Raw genomic sequence first — 19,881 nt, forward strand, 5'->3', positions numbered from 1 at the left:
GGATGACTTTTAAATCAACCTCATTTTCTATTAATTTCTAGTTTGACCATTTCCGTAAATAATATATTTGGAAGAGGTTAATTCATTTAAGCCCATTGGTCCTCTAGCATGAAGTTTTTGGGTACTAATCCCAATCTCCCCACCAAAACCAAACATACTACCATCTGTAAATCGTGAAGAAGCATTGACATACACAACTGCTGCATCAACTTCTTGTAAAAAGCGTTGTGAAGTTGAATAATTGTTAGTGATAATAACTTCTGAATGATGAGTAGTAAAGGTATCGATATGAGATACTGCCTCATCAAAACTTTGAACTGTTTTGATAGCTAAAATAAAATCATTAAATTCAGTGCCAAAGTCATCCTTAGTTGCCAGAACACCATCTTCTAAGTAATTAAGAGCTTGTTCATCAGCACGAAGTTCAACATGATATTCTTTTAAAGCTTGCTCCATTATTGGTAAAAAGCTAGGTAAGATATCTTCATGAACAATGACTGTTTCTGTTGAGTTACAAACAGAAGGACGTTGACACTTACCATTAATAGTAATATTAACAGCCATTTCTAAATCAGCGTCTTTGTCTACATAAATGTGACAATTACCAGATCCAGTTTCAATGACAGGAACAGAAGCAGTTTCCACAACTGTTTTAATTAAATTAGCGCCACCTCGAGGAATTAAGACATCTAAATAGCCATTTAATTGCATAAAGGCACGAGCTGTTTCTCGACTTGTATCTTCCACTAATTGAATCGCTTCTTTTGGGAAATTAGCAGTTGTTAAAGATTTTTGCATAGAGGTTACTAAAGCAAGGTTCGAATGAAAAGCTTCCTTACCACCACGTAAAATCACCGCATTACCAGATTTGAAACAAAGAGTAGCTGCATCTGTTGTAACATTTGGTCTGGCTTCATAAATCATTCCAATAACACCAAGAGGTACTCGTTGTTTTCCAATTGTTAGACCAGCTTCATTTTTCCACATTTTATCAACAAGTCCGATAGGGTCATCTAAATTTATGATGGTTTGAATGTCTTGGCACATATCAGTTAGTCTCTCACTTGTTAATAGCAAACGATCAATCATTGACTCTGGTAAGTTATTTTCTCTAGCTTGTTTAATATCTTTTTTGTTAGCTGTTAAAATTAATTCTTCATCTGCTTTAAGGCCAGAAATGATTTCTTCTAAGGCTTTATTTTTAGCAGTTGTTTCTGCAATAGCTAAAAAACGAGCGGCTTTTTTAGCTTTTTCTCCTAATTGAATTAATGGGTTAGTCATATTAAGCCTCCTATTTAATAGGTTTCACTAGCAAAGTGAGTACCAATTGTTTTACCTTCTAAAATATCAAAAATAATTTGTGGGTCACGACCATTTGCTAAAATCATTTGACTGTCATTATTGAAAACACGTTTTGCGGCTTTTAATTTACTACTCATGCCACCTGTTCCAAAACGACTACCTTCATCACCAGCTGCACTTTCTAATTCTGGAGTAATTTCAGTGATACGCTCAAAAAGTTTTGCTTCTTTATTAGTCATAGGATTAGCTGAGTAAAAACCATCAATATCTGAGAGCATAATTAATAGATCAGCTTCTGATAACTGAGCAACAATTGCTGAGAGTTGGTCATTATCGCCAAATTTAGTTAAGTGATCTAATTCATCAACTGCTACGCTATCATTTTCATTAATAATCGGAATGACTTTCATTTCTAATAATTCTTGAATAGTGTTAATAACATTTCGTCTACTCTCAGGATAATCTACAACGTCCCTTGTTAGAAGAACTTGGGCAGCAGCCTGATTGTAAGATTGGAAACGTTGGCTATAAATTTTAATTAATTCTGATTGGCCAATTGCAGCTACAGCTTGTTGTTTTGAAATGGTAGTGGGTCGTTTGTCTAAGCCTAGCTGATGAAGACCAGCGCCAATAGCACCTGAAGAAACTAAAATAACTTCATAGCCTTCATTTTTTAAAGTTGTTAATGTAAAAGCAATTTGGTCAATAGCTCTTAAGTTAATTTTTCCATTAGGTAAAATCAAAGAACTAGTTCCTACTTTTATGACTAAACGTTTCACTGACTTGATTGATTGTCGACACATAATACCATTCCTATCTTTAATTTGATTCTAAGTCATATAAGAACAATCCACTTAACAATTTTGGTTCAAACCAAGTTGACTTTGGTGGCATAATTTCATGATTGTCAGCTACTGTTAAAAGGTCATCCATTGTGGCTTCTGTTAAAGCAAAAGCAATAGAAGCTTTTGCTTGGTCTACTAATGATTCTAACTCATTTAAACCTCTGATACCACCGATAAAATCAATTTGTTGATTTGTTCTAATATCAGTAATATTAAAACATTTTTCAGCTATGTATTTTTGGAAAAGGGCAGCACTTAATAGTTTTAACGTTCCTTTTTCTTTTATTAAGTATTTTTCTTTTAAAATTAATTGTTGCCATTCGCCCTGATAATACATACTGAATTCATGACTTTTTTTAGGTTTATAAGTTTTTTTGCCTTTTGGAGCTATATAAAAATAATTAGCAATTCTTTCTAAATGTTCTTCAGTCACTGTGAGTGTCAAAATTCGATTGTAATCATAAATATGTAATTCATTTTTAGGAAATAATACCGATAAAAATGACTGATAAGGAGCATCAGGTGTGTCACCAATTTGATTTCTACGATTTAAGCCAACTTTGACAGCTGACTCTGTCCGGTGATGCCCGTCAGCAATATAAAGACTAGGAACATCTTCTTTAAACAGTTGGACAAGCTGATCAATCACTATTTGGTCGTCAATCACCCATACTTTATGTCTGACCTCATAAGAGTGAACAAAATCATATTCAACATTATGTTCTTGAATCCATTGCTGAGTAATATCGTTAATAGTTGTATTTTCTCGGTAAGTTAAAAAAATCGGACTTGTATTAGCATTGCAATAGGTAATATGTTGAATACGATCTAGTTCTTTTTCTTTTCTTGTTAATTCGTGTTTTTTGATATCACCATTTAAATAATCATCAATCGAAGTACAAGTGACTAAACCTAATTGAGAGAAACCATTCATAGTGAGCTCATATAAATATAAACAATCTTTTTTCTCTTTTTTGAGCCAGCCTTTATCTAAAAAAAGAGTTAAGTTTTCTTTTGCTTTTTCATAAACTGATAAATCGTATGGTGGTACATTAGGATCTAAATCAATTTCTGATTTATCAATATGTAAATATGAGTGCGGATTATTTTGTACTAATTCTCTAGCTTCCTCGGAATTTAAGACATCATATGGTAGGGATGCGATATCTTTAGCAAGTAGTTTGTCTGGTCGAATACCACGAAAAGATTTAATTTGTACCATTTTTATCCTCCTATAGATATGGATTTTCTATTATTCTAGTTCGTATGACTTCATTAATATTGTTTATTTTTTCTAAAATGATTAAGCTACTTTCTTCTGTTAAATCATCTAAATCAATTAATGTATAGGCTAAATCTTTATGACTTCGGTTAGTTAAATTATTAATATTTATTTGACTGTTAGCAATTTGTTGACTAATTTTACCAATCATATTGGGAACATTTTTATGGAAAATACTTAAACGATACTTAGTTTTAAAAATCATTTCAGTTGTAGGAAAATTGATAGAGTTTCTAATATTACCAGTTTCTAGAAAAAAAGATAGCGTTTTAACGGCTGATTTGGCACAATTTATTTCTGCTTCTTTTGTTGAAGCTCCAAGGTGAGGTAATACAGTAATGCCCTTTTTATTTAAAAGTTCTTTTTCTGGAAAATCTGTAATATATTTTTTAATAGTGTTAGTTTCAATAGCTTCGATAACTGCTAAATGATCAACTAAGGCACCTCTTGAAAAGTTTAGGAGAACAGCAGTGTCTTTCATGTTTTCTAACTCTTTTTTTCCAATAAAATGTTTTGTTTCTTTTAATAATGGAATATGAATGCTGATGAAGTCAGCTTCAGCGAAAATAGTGTCAACAGATAAAACTCTTTGAACTCTACGAGACATTTTCCAAGCTGTATCAACTGAAACATGAGGATCGTATCCTAAAACATTCATTCCGATTTGATAAGCATCATTTGCTACACGGGAACCAATCGCCCCTAATCCGATAACACCTAAAGTTTTATTTTCTAATTCAGTTCCAACAAACTTCTTTTTATTTGCTTCTACTTCTTGTTCTAGATTCTCATTTTTTAATGTATCTGTCCAAGTGATACCTTGTAAAATTGGGCGAGCTGAGATTAACATGCTACCAAGAACTAATTCTTTAACAGCGTTAGCATTAGCACCAGGTGTGTTAAATACAACAACCCCATTTTCAGAATATTCTTCAATCGGAATGTTGTTTGTGCCAGCACCTGCTCTAGCAACAGCCATAACACTTTTAGGTAACTGTTTATTATGAAGTGATTCACTTCGTAAAATAATTGCATCAGGATTCTTAGAATCTTGTAGAGAGTATTTACTAGTATCGAGGAGATCAAGACCTTCTTGTGCAATTTGATTATAATATTTAATTGAAAAAACCATAGTAAACGCTCCTTTTTATAATTGTTTTTCAAAAGCATGTAAAGTATCAACTAAGGAGATAATGCCTTCTTTTGGCATAGCGTTATACAGACTAGCTCTCATACCACCGATAGTGCGGTATCCCTTTAAATTGACTAGACCTTTCTTAGTTGCAAAGTTAATAAAAGCTGTGTCAGTTTCTTCATTGTTTGTTAAAAAAGGGATATTCATTATTGAACGATCATCTGGATTTACAGGTGAAAAGAACAATTTAGAATTATCTAAGTAATTATAAAGTAAAGCGGCTTTTTCTTCGTTGTACAAAGTCATAGCTTTGATTCCTCCGAAGTCTTGTAACCATTCTAGTACAAGAGACATCATATAAATACTGAATGTTGGAGGCGTGTTATAGAGAGAATTACTTTGTGACTGCTGATAAAAAGAAAGCATAGGCGATAAGTTATTATCTTCTATTAATAACTCTTTTTTTATAATAACCACTGTTACGCCAGCAGGGCCAATATTTTTTTGAGCTCCTGCATAAATTAAATCAAAATCAGTTATCTCGTAATGATTAGACAAAATATTAGAAGACATATCAGCAACTAACCTGACTTTATCTATTTGTGGAATTTTATTAAAAGCAGTTCCCTCAATCGTATTATTAGTTGTTATATGTATATAATCAAGAGCTGTCAGATTATAATCCAGAGAAATAGAAGGGATGGACTGATAGTTTGAGTCTTGACTAGAAGCTAAAATAGAGACTTCTTTATTTAATTTTTTTGCTTCAGAAATAGCTTTTTGGCTCCAAATCCCTGTATCAATAAAGCCAATTTTGTTTTTAGTACCAATGTTTAGAGGAACCATATGAAATTGTAGGCTTGCTCCACCTTGGAGAAATAAGATGTCATAATCATCAGGGACAGACATCAATTCTTTTAATAAAGTAATTGTTTTTTGATGAATGTCTAAATAGCTACTGGAACGGTGGCTCATCTCCATAACAGACATACCAGAATTATTATAATTTAGTAGATTAGATTGAGCTATTTCTAAAACTGCTTTGGGTAAAACAGCAGGACCAGCCGAAAAATTGTAAATCATATTAGACACCCTTTCAAATTTAATAAATTATATCTTATCATAAGTTTGAACATTAATAAAAGATTAAAAACATATTAATTTGTAGTTAGAAAACTATTTTATCATAATAGAGATAACAAACTTGTTGACATTTAAAAAAATGAGCATATAATCAGTTTGTTTACTGAAAAAATAACTATTAAAAACGGAGTTATAAAGCGAGAGAGAGGGAAAAGAAGTGAGTCAGAAAATGACTAAAAAAAATATGGATACCTTCAAAGTTGGAGGAGCTTTAGTTGCAATGGGAGTAGTGTACGGAGACATCGGTACTAGCCCACTTTATGTAATGAAAGCTATTATTGAAGGTAATGGTGGTTTAGCTAATGTATCAACTGATTTTATATTAGGATCAGTGTCATTAGTATTTTGGACATTAACACTGCTAACAACAGTTAAATATGTTTTGATTGCGTTAAATGCCGACAATCACGGTGAGGGAGGGATTTTTTCTCTATATACTTTAGTGAAAAAATCTGGTAAATATTTACTCTTTCCAGCCATGATAGGAGGGGCTGCACTTTTAGCTGACGGGGTGTTAACACCTGCTGTAACTGTAACAACAGCAATAGAAGGTTTGAGAGGGATTCCTCGTTTTTATGAGGCCTTTGGAGATGACCAACATATTATTGTTATTATTACGATGATTATTATTTTTGGTTTGTTTATGATTCAACGATTAGGAACTCAAAAAGTAGGAACAGCTTTTGGTCCTATTATGTTAGCCTGGTTTACGTTTCTAGGAGTTATGGGGTTAATTAACTTTACTAATGACTGGACTGTTTTAAGAGCGTTAAATCCTTATTACGCTTTTCATGTCTTAATGTCAGATGAAAATAAAATGGGTATTTTTATTTTAGGAAGTGTATTCTTAGCAACAACAGGAGCTGAAGCTCTTTATTCTGACTTAGGTCATGCTGGTAGAAAAAATATTCGTGTTAGCTGGCCATATATTAAAGTCTGTCTAACATTAAACTACTTTGGTCAAGCAGCTTGGATTATTAGTATTAAAGACAATTCAACTTATCAAAATATTGAATTGCTAAACCCATTCTTTAGAATGATGCCAAGTTCAATGACTGTGATTGGCGTTTTATTTGCCACAATGGCAGCTATTATTGCTTCACAATCACTTATTTCAGGTTCTTATACCCTAGTATCTGAAGCAATAAAATTACGTTTATTACCAAGACTAAAAATTATTTATCCAACCGATCAAAAAGGGCAATTATATATCCCAGCTGTTAATACATTACTCATGATTGGTTGTTTAGGTATTGTTGTTACCTTTAGAACATCTGCCCATATGGAATCAGCTTATGGATTAGCGATTACAATTACGATGTTAATGACAACTTTCTTGATTTTATTTTATTTACTTCAAGAAGGGGTTCCAAAAATCTTGTCATATAGTGTTTTCTTATTCTTTGCCTTAATTGAGGGAGTATTCTTTATTTCTAGTGCTACTAAATTTATGCACGGAGGATATGTGGCAGTATTAATGGCTCTAATTATTTTCAGTATTATGTTAATTTGGCATAGAGGAAATGTCATTCAAGAAAGAGAATATGACCGTGTTTCTTTATGTGATTACATGGACCAGCTAGAGTCTTTAAGTAAAGACCCAAGTTTACCTCAGTACCAAACAAATATTGTATTTTTAACATCTAAAATTAAGGGACACAGAATCGGTAAGGAAATTATGTACTCAATTTTAGATAAAAGACCTAAAAAAGCTAAAGTTTATTGGTTTGTTAATGTTTTTGTAACGGATGAACCTTACACTCAAGAGTATTATGTTGATATGATGGGGACTGACTTTATTGTTAATGTGCAACTACGTTTAGGCTTTAGAATGAATCAAGAAGTGAATGTTTATTTAAGACAAATTGTTAAAGAGTTAATGGATGAAGGCAAGTTACCAAAACAACCTCAAAAATACTCTATTATGAAGGGTCGCGAAGTGGGAGATTTTGCTTTTGTGTTAATTCGTGAAGAGTTAACTCGTGTTACCTCATTAAATACTATTGATACAATGGTTATGCAAATTAAATTAGCTATTAAGAAAATTGCTTTTGATCCAGCTAGATGGTTTGGTTTAGAATACAGTGATGTTATTTTAGAACATGTACCATTAGTGATTGGAGAGCAAAAAGAAGTCACTAAACTAAATCAAATTCAAGTGGATGATTTTGACGAAGAAGATGATTAAAGAAAAGTAGAGATAAAGCTTTTATAGTTTTATCTCCTTTTTTTTGTTATTTTAGGTATAATTAAAAGGATCATAAAAAATTATAAAAAGGAAGATGTTTAAGAAATGAAAGTACGTGGATTTGAAAAAGTATCAACTTTTGAAGATATTAATTTACCAGAAAGAGCAACTAAACACGCTGCAGGTTATGACTTTGAAGCAGCTAATGATGTAGTTATTCCATCTATTTTTAAATCAGGTATCGCAACTGCCTTAAAAGTAGCTTTAAATAAAGAAGAAGCTTTATTAGATGAGGAACTTTTAAAGCAAGTAAAACCAACATTAGTTGGCACTGGTGTTAAGGCTTATATGGGCGATGATGAATTTTTACAATTGTGTAATCGTTCAAGTAATCCATTAAAAAATTTTTTATTATTAGGTAATGGTGTCGGAATTATTGATAGTGACTACTATAATAATGAAAACAACGAAGGACATATTATGTTCCAATTTATTAATTTTGGCTTAAAAGATTTAACAATCAAAAAAGGTGAACGCATTGGGCAAGGGATTTTCTTACCATTTTTAAAAGCTGATGGAGATGAAAGTGAAAAAACAAGAACAGGTGGATTTGGTTCTTCAGGTAAATAATCTTAATCTTCATAAAAAAGTTACTTTTTTTTTAAAAGGAAGTTACCAAACTATGATAAAATAAGAAGTATTAGTTAAAGAAAAGGTGGGATGATTTTATGGCAAAGAAAAAGAAAAATGAGTTTGTTTGTCAAGAATGTGGCTATATTTCACCTAAGTATTTAGGGAGATGTCCTAATTGTGGTAATTGGAATACTCTCGTTGAAGAAATTATACAAGAGCAAGCAACTCGCCATAGTAGAGTGAGCTTAACAGGTGAATCAACAAAACCACAAAAATTAAATCAAGTAACCTTCAAAACTGAAAAAAGGGTGCAAACAGATTTAGAAGAATTAAATAGAGTTCTAGGTGGTGGCGTGGTTCCTGGCTCTATGGTGTTAATTGGGGGAGACCCTGGTATTGGTAAGTCAACCTTACTCTTACAAGTCTCACAACAATTAAGTAAAATTGATGACAATGTGCTTTATGTTTCAGGTGAGGAAAGTGCTGAGCAGATAAAAATGCGCGCTGAACGATTAGATTCTGAAAATAATAATTTTTATGTTTATGCTGAAACAGATATGGAAATTATTAAACAAACTATTGAGCAACTGCGTCCTAACTATGTAGTTATTGATTCGATTCAAACCATGATACACCCAGAAATTAAAAGTGCCGCAGGAAGTGTTAGCCAAGTAAGAGAAACAACAGCTGAGTTGATGCAGATTGCTAAGACTAACCAAATTACGATTTTTATTGTTGGGCATGTAACAAAAGAAGGCTCTCTTGCTGGACCAAGAATGTTAGAGCATATGGTAGATACAGTCCTTTATTTTGAAGGAGAGCGTCATCATACTTTCAGAATTTTAAGAGCTGTAAAAAATCGGTTTGGTTCAACGAATGAAATTGGTATTTTTGAGATGCGACAAGAAGGACTGGTTGAAGTGAAAAATCCTTCTGAAGCCTTTTTAGAAGAGCGACTAGCAGATGCCACAGGTTCTGCTATTGTCTGTTCAATGGAAGGAACGCGTCCGATATTAGCTGAGGTACAAGCTTTAATTACACCATCAGTTTTTGGAAATGCTAATAGAACCGCAGCGGGGCTTGATCGTCACCGAGTTTCACTGATTATGGCTGTTTTAGAAAAAAGATCTGGTCTTTTACTACAAAATCAAGATGCTTATCTGAAAGCAGCAGGTGGTGTGAAGTTAGATGAGCCAGCGATTGACTTAGCGATTGCTGTTAGTATTGCTTCAAGCTACAAAGATCAAGGGACCTCACCTCATGAGTGTTTCATTGGAGAGATTGGTTTGACTGGTGAAGTTAGACGAGTTAATCGTATTGATCAACGTGTTCAAGAGGCTAAAAAATTAGGTTTTAAAAAAATCTATGTACCAAAAAATAATTTACAAGGTTGGAAAGTACCAACAGGAATTGATATAATCGGAGTTTCCACAGTTTCAGAGACACTGAGAAAAGTCTTTAATCAAGAAGGGAGGAAATAACAGATGCAAAAGAAAATCTTTAATATAGTGATGGCACTGATTGGTTTTAGTTTAGGTGCTACACTTATTCCAGTTGTTTGGACGGTCTTTAAATTAGACCAAAATCAATGGCTAAATAACGATATAACAAACGGTATTATTGGTGCAATTATTTTTGTTATTATTTCTATTTTTACGTTTCGTTATGTTGGAAGTGCCATTAAAAAAGTAGAAAAATTTATAGGGGAGCAAAGCTTACAAGACATAGTCTTTGGAAGCATTGGTGTGATTGTAGGGCTACTATTAGGGGCTCTCGTATCAATACCTTTATATTCACTAAAAATTGCGTTACTGAATATTTTATTACCAGCGTTAATCATGCTTATTTTAGGTTATTTTGGTTTTAAAGTAGGAACAACCAAAACGGAAGAGTGGAAGAAACTCTTTGCACCAAGACCTAAAAAAGGTACTGAGGAGATTATTGATAAAAAATCAACTAGTAATTTCCATCAATACAAAATTTTAGATACAAGTGTGATTATTGATGGCCGTATTTATGATGTGGCTAAAACAGGATTTATTGAGGGAACACTTTTAATTCCTAATTTTGTTCTATATGAGTTACAATATATTGCAGACTCGGGAGATAGTTTAAAACGAGTTCGTGGTCGTCGTGGTTTAGATATTCTAAATGCCCTTCAAAAAGAACCGAATATTTCAGTTGAAATGTATGAAGGTGATTTTGAAGATATTCAAGAAGTTGATAGTAAATTAATTAAGCTTGCTAAAATGTTAGATGGAATTGTCGTAACAAATGATTATAATTTAAACAAAGTTAGTGAGTTTCAAAATGTGCCGGTTTTTAATATTAATGCTTTAGCTAATGCTATCAAACCAGTTGTTATTCCTGGTGAGACTATGGACGTTTTAGTGATGAAGGACGGAACAGAACGTCAGCAAGGTGTAGCTTATTTAGATGATGGGACAATGGTTGTTGTTGAAGATGGTAAACACTTTATGAATAAAAGAATCAACGTTATTGTTACAAGTGCACTACAGACAGCTGCAGGGCGTATGATTTTTGCTAAACCGTCTCATTCACAAACAACGATTAATAATTAAAATAAAAGGATTAAACTCTTGTTGTAACCTTTACTAATTCTCTATTTGAGGGTAAAATTTAGGTTAACAACAAGGAACGGAAAAATTGATGTAAGGAAGGTATTGTCATGACAAAAAAAGTACGTGTAAGATATGCACCAAGCCCAACAGGACATTTACACATTGGAAACGCAAGAACAGCATTATTTAACTATTTATATGCAAAACACCACGATGGAGATTTTATTATTCGTATTGAAGATACAGATCAAAAACGTAACATTGAAGGTGGAGAAAAAAGTCAGTTAGATAACTTATCTTGGCTAAATATTGATTGGGATGAGTCACCTGAAAAACCAGGTAAATATGGTCCTTATCGTCAGTCAGAAAGATCAGATATTTATTTACCTTTAATTGACCAACTTTTAGCAAGTAACTTAGCTTATAAATGTTACTGTACTGAAGAAGAATTAGAAGTAGAACGTGAAGCTCAAAAATCTCGTGGAGAAATTCCTCGTTACAATGGAAAATGTGCTAATCTTTCAGCTCAAGAACAAGCACAAAAAGAAGCAGAAGGTATTACACCAGTAGTTCGCTTCCGTGTACCAAAAAACAGATCATATAGCTTTAACGATTTAGTAAAAGGTAACATTACCTTTGAATCAGATAGTGTTGGTGGGGATTTCGTTATTCTTAAACGTGACGGTATGCCAACTTATAACTTTGCTGTAGCAGTTGATGATTACATGATGAAAATCACTCACGTTTTACGTGGTGATGATCACATTGCTAACACACCAAAACAATTAATGGTTTATGAAGCATTTGGTTGGGAAGCACCAATCTTTGGCCACATGACATTAATTATTAACTCAGAAACAGGTAAAAAATTAAGTAAACGTGATGAAACCATTTTACAATTCATCGAACAATATCGTGACTTAGGTTACTTACCAGAAGCAATGTTTAACTTCATTGGCTTACTTGGTTGGTCTCCAGTTGGCGAAGAAGAAATTTTCTCTCAAGAAGAGTTTATTAAAATGTTTGATGCAGATCGTTTAGGTAAATCACCAGCAGCCTTTGATAACAAAAAACTTGAGTGGATTAGTAACCAATACATGAAACAAGTTGAACGTTCTGAAATGGCAAAACTTGCTTTGCCATACTTAGTTGAAGCAAAATTAGTAGAAGAAAATCCATCAGCTGAAAAATTAGCGTGGGTAGAAGAGTTAGTTTCTCTATACCAACCTCAAATGAGCTATGCTGGAGAAATTGTTGAATTATCAAGTCTATTCTTTAACGACACACTTTCTTTAGATGATGCTGCTAAAGAAGTATTAGCAGGAGAAACTGTTCCAGAAGTTTTAGCAGCTTTTGCTAAAAATATTGCGAAATTAGAAGTCTTTGAAGCAGCTGACATTAAAGCTTGTATTAAAGCTGTTCAAAAAGAAACTGGTGTTAAAGGTAAAAACTTATTTATGCCAATTCGTGTAGCAGTCAGCGGACAAATGCATGGACCTGAGTTAGCAGAAACAATTATGCTTTTAGGAAAAGAAAAAGTATTAGATCATATTAAACAAGCGACAAACTAAATACGTTGACAAGAAGAGTAAATTTATTTTTTGATTTAGAGAGCCTGTGGGTGGTGAAAACAGGAGAAGAGATAAATTGAAGTGCCTCTTAGAGTAGTTCTGGTGAAATAAAAAGTAGCTAGAAACGAGTGATAATCGTTATGTTATCAAAAGGTAAGGAAGATTTTTTCTTACGAATAAAAGTGGAACCACGTGTAAACGTCTTTTAGTTGTTATGACTAAAAGGCGTTTTTTATTTTTATAAAGGATGTGAGTTAATGAGTATCAAAGAGGATATTCAAACAGTTAGAAAGCATGACCCCGCAGCTAAATCAAATGCAGAAGTACTGTTTACTTATCCAGGACTCCATGCTGTGTGAGCACACAGATTATCTCATTTTTTGTATCAAAAAAAATTATATTTTTTAGCCAGGTGCCATTCTCAATTTTGGCGATTTGTAACTGGAATTGAAATTCACCCAGGAGCTAAAATAGGGAAACGATTATTTATTGACCATGGTATGGGTCTTGTAATTGGTGAGACGACTATCATTGAAGATGATGTGATTTTATTTCACGGGGTTACTTTAGGTGGAACGGGTAATGAGTGTGGTAAAAGGCATCCAACTATTAGAAAAGGTGCTATGATTTCAGCGCATGCACAAGTACTTGGGCCTATTGAAATAGGTGAAAATGCAAAAATTGGTGCTTCTGCAGTTGTTTTAAAAGACATACCTAAAAATGCTACAGCAGTAGGAATTCCTGCGAAAGTAGTAAAAATAAATGAATGAGGAGAAACGTGATGAAAATTTATAATACGATGACTAGACAAAAAGAAGAATTTAAAACAATTGAACCAGGAAAAGTTCGTATGTACCTATGTGGACCAACTGTTTATAACTATATTCATGTAGGTAACGCACGAAGTACAGTTGCTTTTGATACAGTTAGACGTTATTTAGAGTATAAGGGTTATGAAGTCAATTACGTGTCTAACTTTACGGATGTAGATGACCGTATTATTAATCAAGCCATTGAAGAAGGGGTATCTACAAAAGAAATTGCTGATAAATACATTGATGCTTTTACAGAAGATACAGGCAAATTAAACGTTAAGCCAGCATGTGTTCATCCTCGTGTAATTGATCATATCGAAGAAATTATCGAATTTGTTGAAGCTTTAATTGAAAAAGGTTTTGCTTATGAGTCACAAGGAGATGTATATTACCGTGCTCGTAAATTTAAAAACTATGGTCAATTAAGTAATAAATCTCTTGATGAATTAGAAGTAGGAGCTAGTCAACGCACTGGTAGCGAACAAGATAAAAAAGAAGATCCACTTGATTTTGCTTTGTGGAAAGCTGCCAAAGAAGGAGAAGTTTCTTGGAATTCTCCTTGGGGAGCAGGACGTCCTGGGTGGCATATTGAGTGTTCTGTAATGGTTAATAAACATTTAGGAACAACGATTGATATTCATGCTGGGGGACAAGATTTAGAATTTCCTCACCATGAAAATGAAATTGCTCAAAGTGAAGCGAAAACAGGAGAAACCTTTGCTAATTATTGGATGCATAATGCTTACTTAACTGTTGGTGAGTCAGGTGAGAAAATGAGTAAATCACTTAAAAACTTTGTGACAGCTCATGAATTAATGGAAGAAGTAGATCCTGAGATTGTAAGATTTGCTTTAGCAAAAACTCATTATCGTCATCCAATGCCATTTAACGAAGTGATTATTAAAGAAGCTACAAGTAACCTATCTAAAATTAAAAGTAGTTTAAATAATACTTTATTTAGACTAGAGCAAGCGGAAAAGTCCTTAGAAGATGATCAAGATTACTTAAACGAGTTGAAACAAATTAAAGAGCAATTTGAAAAAGGTATGGATGACGACTTTAATGCGGCTAATGGTATTACAGCTGTTTATAGCTTAGTAAAATGGCTAAATGCCTATCTTGAAAAAAATAAGGTCTCACAAGTTGTCTTGGAACAATCAGTAGCCTTATTAACAACTTTAATGGCTGTTTTTGGTCTTGATTTAGGTAAAAAAGAAATGCTTGATGAAGAAATTGAAGCTCTAATTGAAGAGCGTAATGCTGCTCGTAAAAATAAAGATTTTAAACGAAGTGATGATATTAGAGATGAGTTAAAAGAAATGGGAATTATTTTAGAAGATACTTCTCAAGGAACTAGATGGAGTAGAGCATAATGAGTGAGAACAAAGATTTTTCTTTATTAAGTGGTTTGACATTGGCTTATATTGGAGACGCGATTTACGAAGTCTATATTAGAGACTTTTTAATCAGATCAGGGCAAACAAGACCAAACCAATTGCACCGCTTAGCGACACACTATGTGTCTGCTAAAGCGCAGCATTACTTAATAGAGTTAATGATGGAAGAAGATTTTCTAACAAAAGAAGAGTTAGCTATTTATAAAAGAGGACGTAATGCTAAGAGTCACACAAGCGCTAAAAACACGTCAGTCTTCATTTATAGAGCGTCAACTGGTTTTGAGTGTTTAATTGGTTATTTACATTTAACAGAGCAAAAAACGCGTTTAGATGAAGTTGTTGCTTGGTGCATTGAAAGGATAGGCGAGAAGAGTGAGAAATAAGAGAGAACCTAAGAAAGACTTTAAAAAAGATAATAAAAAAGATAACAGAAGAGACAACCGTGAAGAACGAGAACCTGTTTCTTTAGAAGATGTTGTTTTTGGACCATATCCAACAATTGAAGCTTTGCAAGCAAGAAGAGGAAATAAATTATTTATTCAAGAAGATTTAAAAAGTCATCGAATTGAAGAATTAAAAGAGTTATCTAAAGAATTTTCAGTACCAATCGTTTGGGCACCAAAAACTAAATTAGATGATATGACAAATAAAGAAAATCATCAGGGAATTGTATTAAAAATTACCCCTTACGAATATTTATCTTTAGAGGATTTATTAACTCAAACAAAACAGAAAGAAAATCGCTTTTTCTTAATTTTAGATAGTATTATGGATCCCCATAATTTAGGTTCAATTATGAGAACTGCTGACGCTGTTAATGTAGACGGTATTATTATTCCAAAACACAGAGCAGTTGGCATTACACCAGTAGTTGTTAAAACTTCTACAGGGGCTGTAGAACACGTTCCTGTAGCTCGTGTGACAAATCTAAGTCAAACCATTAAGAAACTAAAAGAAGAGAATATTTGGATTTTTGGAACAGATATGACTGGTACAGATTATACTCATTGGAATGTGGCTGGAGACATTGCTTTAGTGATTGGAAATGAAGGTAAGGGAATGAGTTCAGCTCTAAAAAAAGAAATGGATGAAATGATTACTATTCCAATTGATGGTCATGTTCAAAGTTTAAATGCTAGTGTTGCTGCTGGGCTTTTAATGTATGAAGTTCACAGAAAGCGTCGTAAGTAGCAAATGAATAGGCAAATGAAACGTCAAGTCTTATTTGTAGATGGGTATAACATGATTGGTGCTTGGCCGGTCTTAAATAAATTGAAAAAACAAGAAAAGCTAGGAGACGCAAGAGATACTTTACTTTTTATGCTTTCAAACTACGCCAAGTATGAAGGAATTGAAATTATTGTTGTTTTTGATGCACAATTAGTTCCAGGCATTCAGCAAACTTATAAAGAATATGGTCTAACGGTTATTTTTACAAAAGAGGAAGAAACTGCTGATACTTACATTGAAAGAGAAGCAAGTGGTAGAATTAATCCTTTAACCCACGTTCGAGTAGCAACAAGTGATATGGCAGAGCAATGGATTATCTTCTCAAGAGGAGCTCTCAGAGTTTCAGCAAGAGAATTATATAAAGCTATTAAAGAATCTGAAAAAAAAATATTGCTTCATGCTGAAGATTACCAGTTTGAAAATTATCGCAGAAAAAGCCCGTGGTCTAAGTCACAAATGGAAAAATTACAAAAGATATATAATGAATTAGAAGATAATTAAACACAAAGAGGAACGAGAGTTCTCTTTTGTGTTTTTTTTATTTATGTTACTATTTTCCAGTAAGAAGGAAACGTTTTCATTTAAAACAGGGGGATTTTTATGAAAGAAGAGCAAGAACTAATAAGACAAGCAAGAGAAGGATCAGAAGAAGCTTTTGAATGTATTTTTAAAAAGTATATGCCGATTGTTTTACATCAAAGGAGTAAATCTTATTTAAGGTTTTATGACTTAGATGATTGGTTGCAAGAGGGGAGAATTGTTTGCTATCAGTCCATTCATCGTTATGATTGCTATAAAAATGTGACATTTGGCTTATTTTTTAAAATTAACTTTGAAAGGTGGGTCATTAGTGCCATTCGTTTTCAAGAAGCTCAAAAAAGAAAAATTAATCAGGTAACTGATTCTCTAGATTATCAAATAGAGTTAAAAGGTGAAGGGCTTAATGGGTTTCAAGAAGATTTGAAAGCTGAAACTAGTCTAGAATATGTGTTTATTAGAGAAACCTTAGAAAATTTTTCAACATGTTTATCTGATTTTGAAAGAGATGTCTATGAATATGTATTACAAGGGGAGGATATGGATAGTATTGCTAAGCATTTAAATGTATCAAGGCAAAAGGTAGATTGTGGTTATAGTCGATTAAAGAGAAAATTGAAGAATAAATTTTCTTAGTGAATTGTCGTTTCCTTCTTACGATGTTCAAAAAAAAGATATTTAAAGAACATAAATAAATAATTAAAAAAGAATAAAATAGTTGATTATGAAATCGTGTTATGATAGAATTTGTAGTTTTTTCATTATTGTGTTACAATTATGGGAGAGGTGAGTTAGATGGCAGCGAGTATTTTAACAATTAAAGAAGAGTTGGAAAATAAAATTGGGAGTCGAATTAAGCTAGTCGCACAGACTGGAAGAAAACGACAAACAGAACGTAGTGGGATTTTATCAGAAACATACCCTTCTGTTTTTATCGTTGATTTAGATCAAGATGAGAATGCTTTTGAGAGAGTGTCGTACAGCTATGCTGACATTTTAACAAAATCAGTTGAAGTTCAGTTTTCAGAAGATGAAGACAAAGAACTAATGGGATAAAAATACTGAGCCTAATAGATACTATTCGGGCTTTTTATTTTGTCTAAAAATAAGAAAAAGCAATCGAGATAAGCTATGAACTTATCTTGATTGCTTTTTTAGTTCTTATTTAGTTGAATCTGTTTCTTCTTTTTTGTCTTCTTTTTTATCTGCTTTAGATGACTCTTCAGTTTTAACTTCTTTTTGTGGTAAGTAAGGAGTTAAGATATCTTTGAAGTCTTTGTCAGCAATTTTAACATTCGCTTTTTCTAATTCTTTACCAATAACTTCTTGTTGGAAAGTAGGGTCAGCAAGTTTAGCTTCTTCAGTTAATTTAGTTAATTCTTTTTCAAATTTTTTGTAGTCGTTACCTTTTTTCTGGTTTTTAATCATTTTCACGATGTAGTATGATTCAGCACCTGTTGTCATATCAGTTGCAGTTAAGACTTCTGATACAGCACCGTCTTCTAATTTATAAGCAGCTTCTTTTACAGTATCTGGAATAGAAACATGCTCAGGTTTTGTTGTGTAAGTAGAGTCAAAAGTAACTTTACCACCATCTGCTTTTGTTGTTTCGTCTAAAGATTTGTCTTTAGCAACATCATCAAATGATTTACCATCTTTAATTTCTTTAAGAGCAGCATTAGCAGCATCTTCTGAATCTAATTTAATGATTTGAGTATCAACGCTTGGATGGTAAGTAGCCCAAGTTTCTTTTAAGTCATCTTCTTTAATTTCCATGTGTGCTTTTAACATTTCTTTGAAAGCTAATTGAGATTTGATGCTTTCTTTGTATGTTTTAGTTGTCAAACCATTTTGTTTTAATAAGTCTTCAAAAGCTTTTTTACCACCATTTTGCTCTTGCATGTCATTGTATTGTTTGTCGATTTCTTTTGTATCAACTTTGCTACCGTATTCTTTATCAGTGATATTGTTTAAAATCATACCTGTTAAGACTTGACCAGTAGTGTTAGTGTCTTTTTTTAATTCGTTGTATAAATCTTGTTCAGTAATTTTAGCACCTTTCATTGAGGCAACCTCTTTACTACTTGAACAACCAGCTAGAGTTAAAACTCCTAAAAGAGTTACTGCAGCTATTTTAAATGCTTTGTTTTTCATTAAATAATGCACATCCTATTCATATATAATTTTTACTTGTGTCTCGTTTTACATCACGAATATTACTATAACACACTCTTGTTTTAAAAAATATGGAATTCAAAAAAAATTCATATAATAAACACATGTTTAATTAAATCAAAGGTGGGTTATATGTCTTTTTCTTCAAGGTCATTGGTTAAATTTTCTAATTCTGTGTTGATTTTGTCGATTTGTTCTTCGATGTCTTTAATACGATATTTGGATTTGAACTTGAATTTTTCAACAGATTTTTTTGTTTCATCTATAAATTCAGGAAGAAGTGTTTCAGATAAATACTGCACATTAGCTGCATGTAATTGAACTTCCTCAGCCCCGTCTTTTACATCAGTAACTAATTTGATATTGTCTTTAACTTCTTTTTCAATTTTTGCCTGTGTTTCTTTACCAGATCTTGGAGCAAGTAAAAGGGCAGTAGTCCCGCCAACAACACTACCAAAAAGAATTCCTTTTAGGAGTTTAGTAGCAGATAATTTTTTATTTGCCATTTTCTATAGCCTCCTTAATAGAGTTTGCTACCTCAGCCATTTTTTCTGTTGTATAGTTTTCAGCATTGTTCTTAAAAGTAATTGAAAAATCATCCTCAGTACTATAGCGGGGGATTAAGTGAATATGTGAATGGAACACAGTTTGGTAAGCTAGTTCTTTATTATTATTAATTAGATTTAAGCCTTTCATTTCAGGAAAAGCCTGTTCTAAACCACGAGCTATTTTAGGAATTCGAGAAAAAAGAGAGCTCGCTAAAATATCATCGTATTCAAAAAGGTCCACTACATGTTTTTTAGGAATAACTAAAGTATGTCCTTTAGTTGTTTGAGTAATATCTAAAAATGCGTAAACCTCATCATCTTCATATACTGGATAACTTGGAATTTCACGGTTAATAATTTTACAAAAAATACAGTCTGTCATTAAAAAGACCTCCTTTGATATAGAATAACTTTACCATAAACAAATAGGGAATTGAATGGCCTATTAGTCAAAAAGAGGAATTCATGAATGAAAGTTATGCTATAATTTAGCTAGAA

19 protein-coding genes, 1 pseudogene and 1 other annotated feature are annotated in these 19,881 nt (G+C 32.7%); of the genes and pseudogenes, 12 read left to right on the top strand and 8 right to left on the bottom strand.

The features are described from left to right. Nucleotides 1–30: 30 nt before the first annotated feature. The 5 genes from DFR54_RS02905 to serC are packed head-to-tail and all read right to left on the bottom strand — an operon-like array spanning nt 31 to nt 5,647. Nucleotides 31–1,281, bottom strand: coding sequence for a glutamate-5-semialdehyde dehydrogenase (locus tag DFR54_RS02905; protein WP_114288846.1), 1,251 nt, complete (start codon nt 1,279–1,281; stop codon nt 31–33). A 14-nt stretch (nt 1,282–1,295) separates the two neighbouring features. Further along, entirely contained in the window at nt 1,296–2,105 is an 810-nt protein-coding gene (proB, locus tag DFR54_RS02910; RefSeq protein ID WP_114288847.1) for a glutamate 5-kinase, read from the bottom strand. Nucleotides 2,106–2,121: 16 nt separating this feature from the next. After that, nucleotides 2,122–3,369 (bottom strand): DUF1015 domain-containing protein, encoded by a 1,248-nt coding sequence (locus tag DFR54_RS02915; protein ID WP_114288848.1) that lies wholly within the window; start codon nt 3,367–3,369, stop codon nt 2,122–2,124. Between the two features lie 10 nt (nt 3,370–3,379). Continuing rightward, nucleotides 3,380–4,561: a 3-phosphoglycerate dehydrogenase family protein gene (locus DFR54_RS02920; protein WP_114288849.1), complete on the bottom strand. Its 1,182-nt coding sequence runs from the start codon at nt 4,559–4,561 to the stop codon at nt 3,380–3,382. A 15-nt stretch (nt 4,562–4,576) separates the two neighbouring features. Further along, nucleotides 4,577–5,647 (bottom strand): 3-phosphoserine/phosphohydroxythreonine transaminase, encoded by a 1,071-nt coding sequence (gene serC, locus DFR54_RS02925; RefSeq protein ID WP_114288850.1) that lies wholly within the window; start codon nt 5,645–5,647, stop codon nt 4,577–4,579. 229 nt (nt 5,648–5,876) lie between these two features. On the opposite strand from serC, the gene DFR54_RS02930 reads away from it, so the two are divergent. The 12 genes and pseudogenes from DFR54_RS02930 to DFR54_RS02985 all read left to right on the top strand — a co-directional run bounded on the left by DFR54_RS02930 (nt 5,877) and on the right by DFR54_RS02985 (nt 17,716). Then, nucleotides 5,877–7,895 (top strand): KUP/HAK/KT family potassium transporter, encoded by a 2,019-nt coding sequence (locus DFR54_RS02930; RefSeq protein ID WP_114288962.1) that lies wholly within the window; start codon nt 5,877–5,879, stop codon nt 7,893–7,895. 105 nt (nt 7,896–8,000) lie between these two features. Next, nucleotides 8,001–8,525 (top strand): dCTP deaminase/dUTPase family protein, encoded by a 525-nt coding sequence (locus tag DFR54_RS02935; protein ID WP_114288851.1) that lies wholly within the window; start codon nt 8,001–8,003, stop codon nt 8,523–8,525. 98 nt (nt 8,526–8,623) lie between these two features. Beyond that, entirely contained in the window at nt 8,624–10,009 is a 1,386-nt protein-coding gene (gene radA, locus DFR54_RS02940) for a DNA repair protein RadA (RefSeq protein WP_114288852.1), read from the top strand. 3 nt (nt 10,010–10,012) lie between these two features. Then, nucleotides 10,013–11,110: a PIN/TRAM domain-containing protein gene (locus DFR54_RS02945; protein WP_114288853.1), complete on the top strand. Its 1,098-nt coding sequence runs from the start codon at nt 10,013–10,015 to the stop codon at nt 11,108–11,110. Nucleotides 11,111–11,217: 107 nt separating this feature from the next. After that, the gene (gene gltX / locus DFR54_RS02950; protein WP_114288854.1) at nt 11,218–12,681 is read left to right on the top strand and encodes a glutamate--tRNA ligase; all 1,464 of its coding nucleotides are present in this window, start codon (nt 11,218–11,220) and stop codon (nt 12,679–12,681) included. Then, nucleotides 12,678–12,890 (top strand) — a binding site (T-box leader). It overlaps the preceding gene by 4 nt. Nucleotides 12,891–12,938: 48 nt before the next feature. Then, a pseudogene (gene epsC / locus DFR54_RS02955) lies at nt 12,939–13,451 on the top strand (serine O-acetyltransferase EpsC). 8 nt (nt 13,452–13,459) lie between these two features. Continuing rightward, complete coding sequence (gene cysS, locus DFR54_RS02960; protein WP_114288855.1) at nt 13,460–14,869, top strand: cysteine--tRNA ligase; 1,410 nt, start codon at nt 13,460–13,462, stop codon at nt 14,867–14,869. After that, a complete protein-coding gene (locus tag DFR54_RS02965) occupies nt 14,869–15,276 on the top strand; it encodes a Mini-ribonuclease 3 (protein ID WP_114288856.1) in 408 nt (135 codons plus the stop codon). Before cysS ends, DFR54_RS02965 begins: the two co-directional genes overlap by 1 nt. Beyond that, nucleotides 15,266–16,084 carry a 23S rRNA (guanosine(2251)-2'-O)-methyltransferase RlmB gene (gene rlmB / locus DFR54_RS02970; RefSeq protein ID WP_114288857.1) on the top strand — a complete coding sequence of 273 codons (819 nt, stop codon included), beginning with the start codon at nt 15,266–15,268 and terminating at the stop codon, nt 16,082–16,084. Before DFR54_RS02965 ends, rlmB begins: the two co-directional genes overlap by 11 nt. 15 nt (nt 16,085–16,099) lie before the next feature. Next, the gene (locus DFR54_RS02975; protein ID WP_086342021.1) at nt 16,100–16,624 is read left to right on the top strand and encodes an NYN domain-containing protein; all 525 of its coding nucleotides are present in this window, start codon (nt 16,100–16,102) and stop codon (nt 16,622–16,624) included. A 99-nt stretch (nt 16,625–16,723) separates the two neighbouring features. Further along, entirely contained in the window at nt 16,724–17,296 is a 573-nt protein-coding gene (locus tag DFR54_RS02980; protein WP_114288858.1) for a sigma-70 family RNA polymerase sigma factor, read from the top strand. Nucleotides 17,297–17,455: 159 nt separating this feature from the next. Further along, the gene (locus DFR54_RS02985) at nt 17,456–17,716 is read left to right on the top strand and encodes a Veg family protein (protein ID WP_086342023.1); all 261 of its coding nucleotides are present in this window, start codon (nt 17,456–17,458) and stop codon (nt 17,714–17,716) included. Between the two features lie 105 nt (nt 17,717–17,821). Here the strand turns inward: DFR54_RS02985 and DFR54_RS02990 are convergent, their stop codons facing one another. The 3 genes from DFR54_RS02990 to DFR54_RS03000 all read right to left on the bottom strand — a co-directional run bounded on the left by DFR54_RS02990 (nt 17,822) and on the right by DFR54_RS03000 (nt 19,765). Beyond that, nucleotides 17,822–18,814: a peptidylprolyl isomerase gene (locus DFR54_RS02990; RefSeq protein WP_114288859.1), complete on the bottom strand. Its 993-nt coding sequence runs from the start codon at nt 18,812–18,814 to the stop codon at nt 17,822–17,824. 149 nt (nt 18,815–18,963) lie between these two features. Next, entirely contained in the window at nt 18,964–19,341 is a 378-nt protein-coding gene (locus tag DFR54_RS02995; protein WP_114288860.1) for a YtxH domain-containing protein, read from the bottom strand. Beyond that, a complete protein-coding gene (locus DFR54_RS03000; RefSeq protein ID WP_114288861.1) occupies nt 19,331–19,765 on the bottom strand; it encodes an HIT family protein in 435 nt (144 codons plus the stop codon). Before DFR54_RS03000 ends, DFR54_RS02995 begins: the two co-directional genes overlap by 11 nt. Nucleotides 19,766–19,881 lie beyond the last annotated feature (116 nt).

The sequence above is a fragment of the Vagococcus fluvialis genome (assembly GCF_003337315.1).
Lineage (GTDB): Bacteria > Bacillota > Bacilli > Lactobacillales > Vagococcaceae > Vagococcus > Vagococcus fluvialis.

Bases quoted from the DNA above. Each gene is read 5' to 3' on its own strand.
- DFR54_RS02905 (WP_114288846.1), bottom strand. From the start codon at position 1,281: ATGACTAACCCATTAATTCAATTAGGAGAAAAAGCTAAAAAAGCCGCT.
- proB (WP_114288847.1), bottom strand. From the start codon at position 2,105: ATGTGTCGACAATCAATCAAGTCAGTGAAACGTTTAGTCATAAAAGTA.
- DFR54_RS02915 (WP_114288848.1), bottom strand. From the start codon at position 3,369: ATGGTACAAATTAAATCTTTTCGTGGTATTCGACCAGACAAACTACTT.
- DFR54_RS02920 (WP_114288849.1), bottom strand. From the start codon at position 4,561: ATGGTTTTTTCAATTAAATATTATAATCAAATTGCACAAGAAGGTCTT.
- serC (WP_114288850.1), bottom strand. From the start codon at position 5,647: ATGATTTACAATTTTTCGGCTGGTCCTGCTGTTTTACCCAAAGCAGTT.
- DFR54_RS02930 (WP_114288962.1), top strand. From the start codon at position 5,877: ATGACTAAAAAAAATATGGATACCTTCAAAGTTGGAGGAGCTTTAGTT.
- DFR54_RS02935 (WP_114288851.1), top strand. From the start codon at position 8,001: ATGAAAGTACGTGGATTTGAAAAAGTATCAACTTTTGAAGATATTAAT.
- radA (WP_114288852.1), top strand. From the start codon at position 8,624: ATGGCAAAGAAAAAGAAAAATGAGTTTGTTTGTCAAGAATGTGGCTAT.
- DFR54_RS02945 (WP_114288853.1), top strand. From the start codon at position 10,013: ATGCAAAAGAAAATCTTTAATATAGTGATGGCACTGATTGGTTTTAGT.
- gltX (WP_114288854.1), top strand. From the start codon at position 11,218: ATGACAAAAAAAGTACGTGTAAGATATGCACCAAGCCCAACAGGACAT.
- DFR54_RS02965 (WP_114288856.1), top strand. From the start codon at position 14,869: ATGAGTGAGAACAAAGATTTTTCTTTATTAAGTGGTTTGACATTGGCT.
- DFR54_RS02975 (WP_086342021.1), top strand. From the start codon at position 16,100: ATGAAACGTCAAGTCTTATTTGTAGATGGGTATAACATGATTGGTGCT.
- DFR54_RS02980 (WP_114288858.1), top strand. From the start codon at position 16,724: ATGAAAGAAGAGCAAGAACTAATAAGACAAGCAAGAGAAGGATCAGAA.
- DFR54_RS02985 (WP_086342023.1), top strand. From the start codon at position 17,456: ATGGCAGCGAGTATTTTAACAATTAAAGAAGAGTTGGAAAATAAAATT.
- DFR54_RS02990 (WP_114288859.1), bottom strand. From the start codon at position 18,814: ATGAAAAACAAAGCATTTAAAATAGCTGCAGTAACTCTTTTAGGAGTT.
- DFR54_RS02995 (WP_114288860.1), bottom strand. From the start codon at position 19,341: ATGGCAAATAAAAAATTATCTGCTACTAAACTCCTAAAAGGAATTCTT.
- DFR54_RS03000 (WP_114288861.1), bottom strand. From the start codon at position 19,765: ATGACAGACTGTATTTTTTGTAAAATTATTAACCGTGAAATTCCAAGT.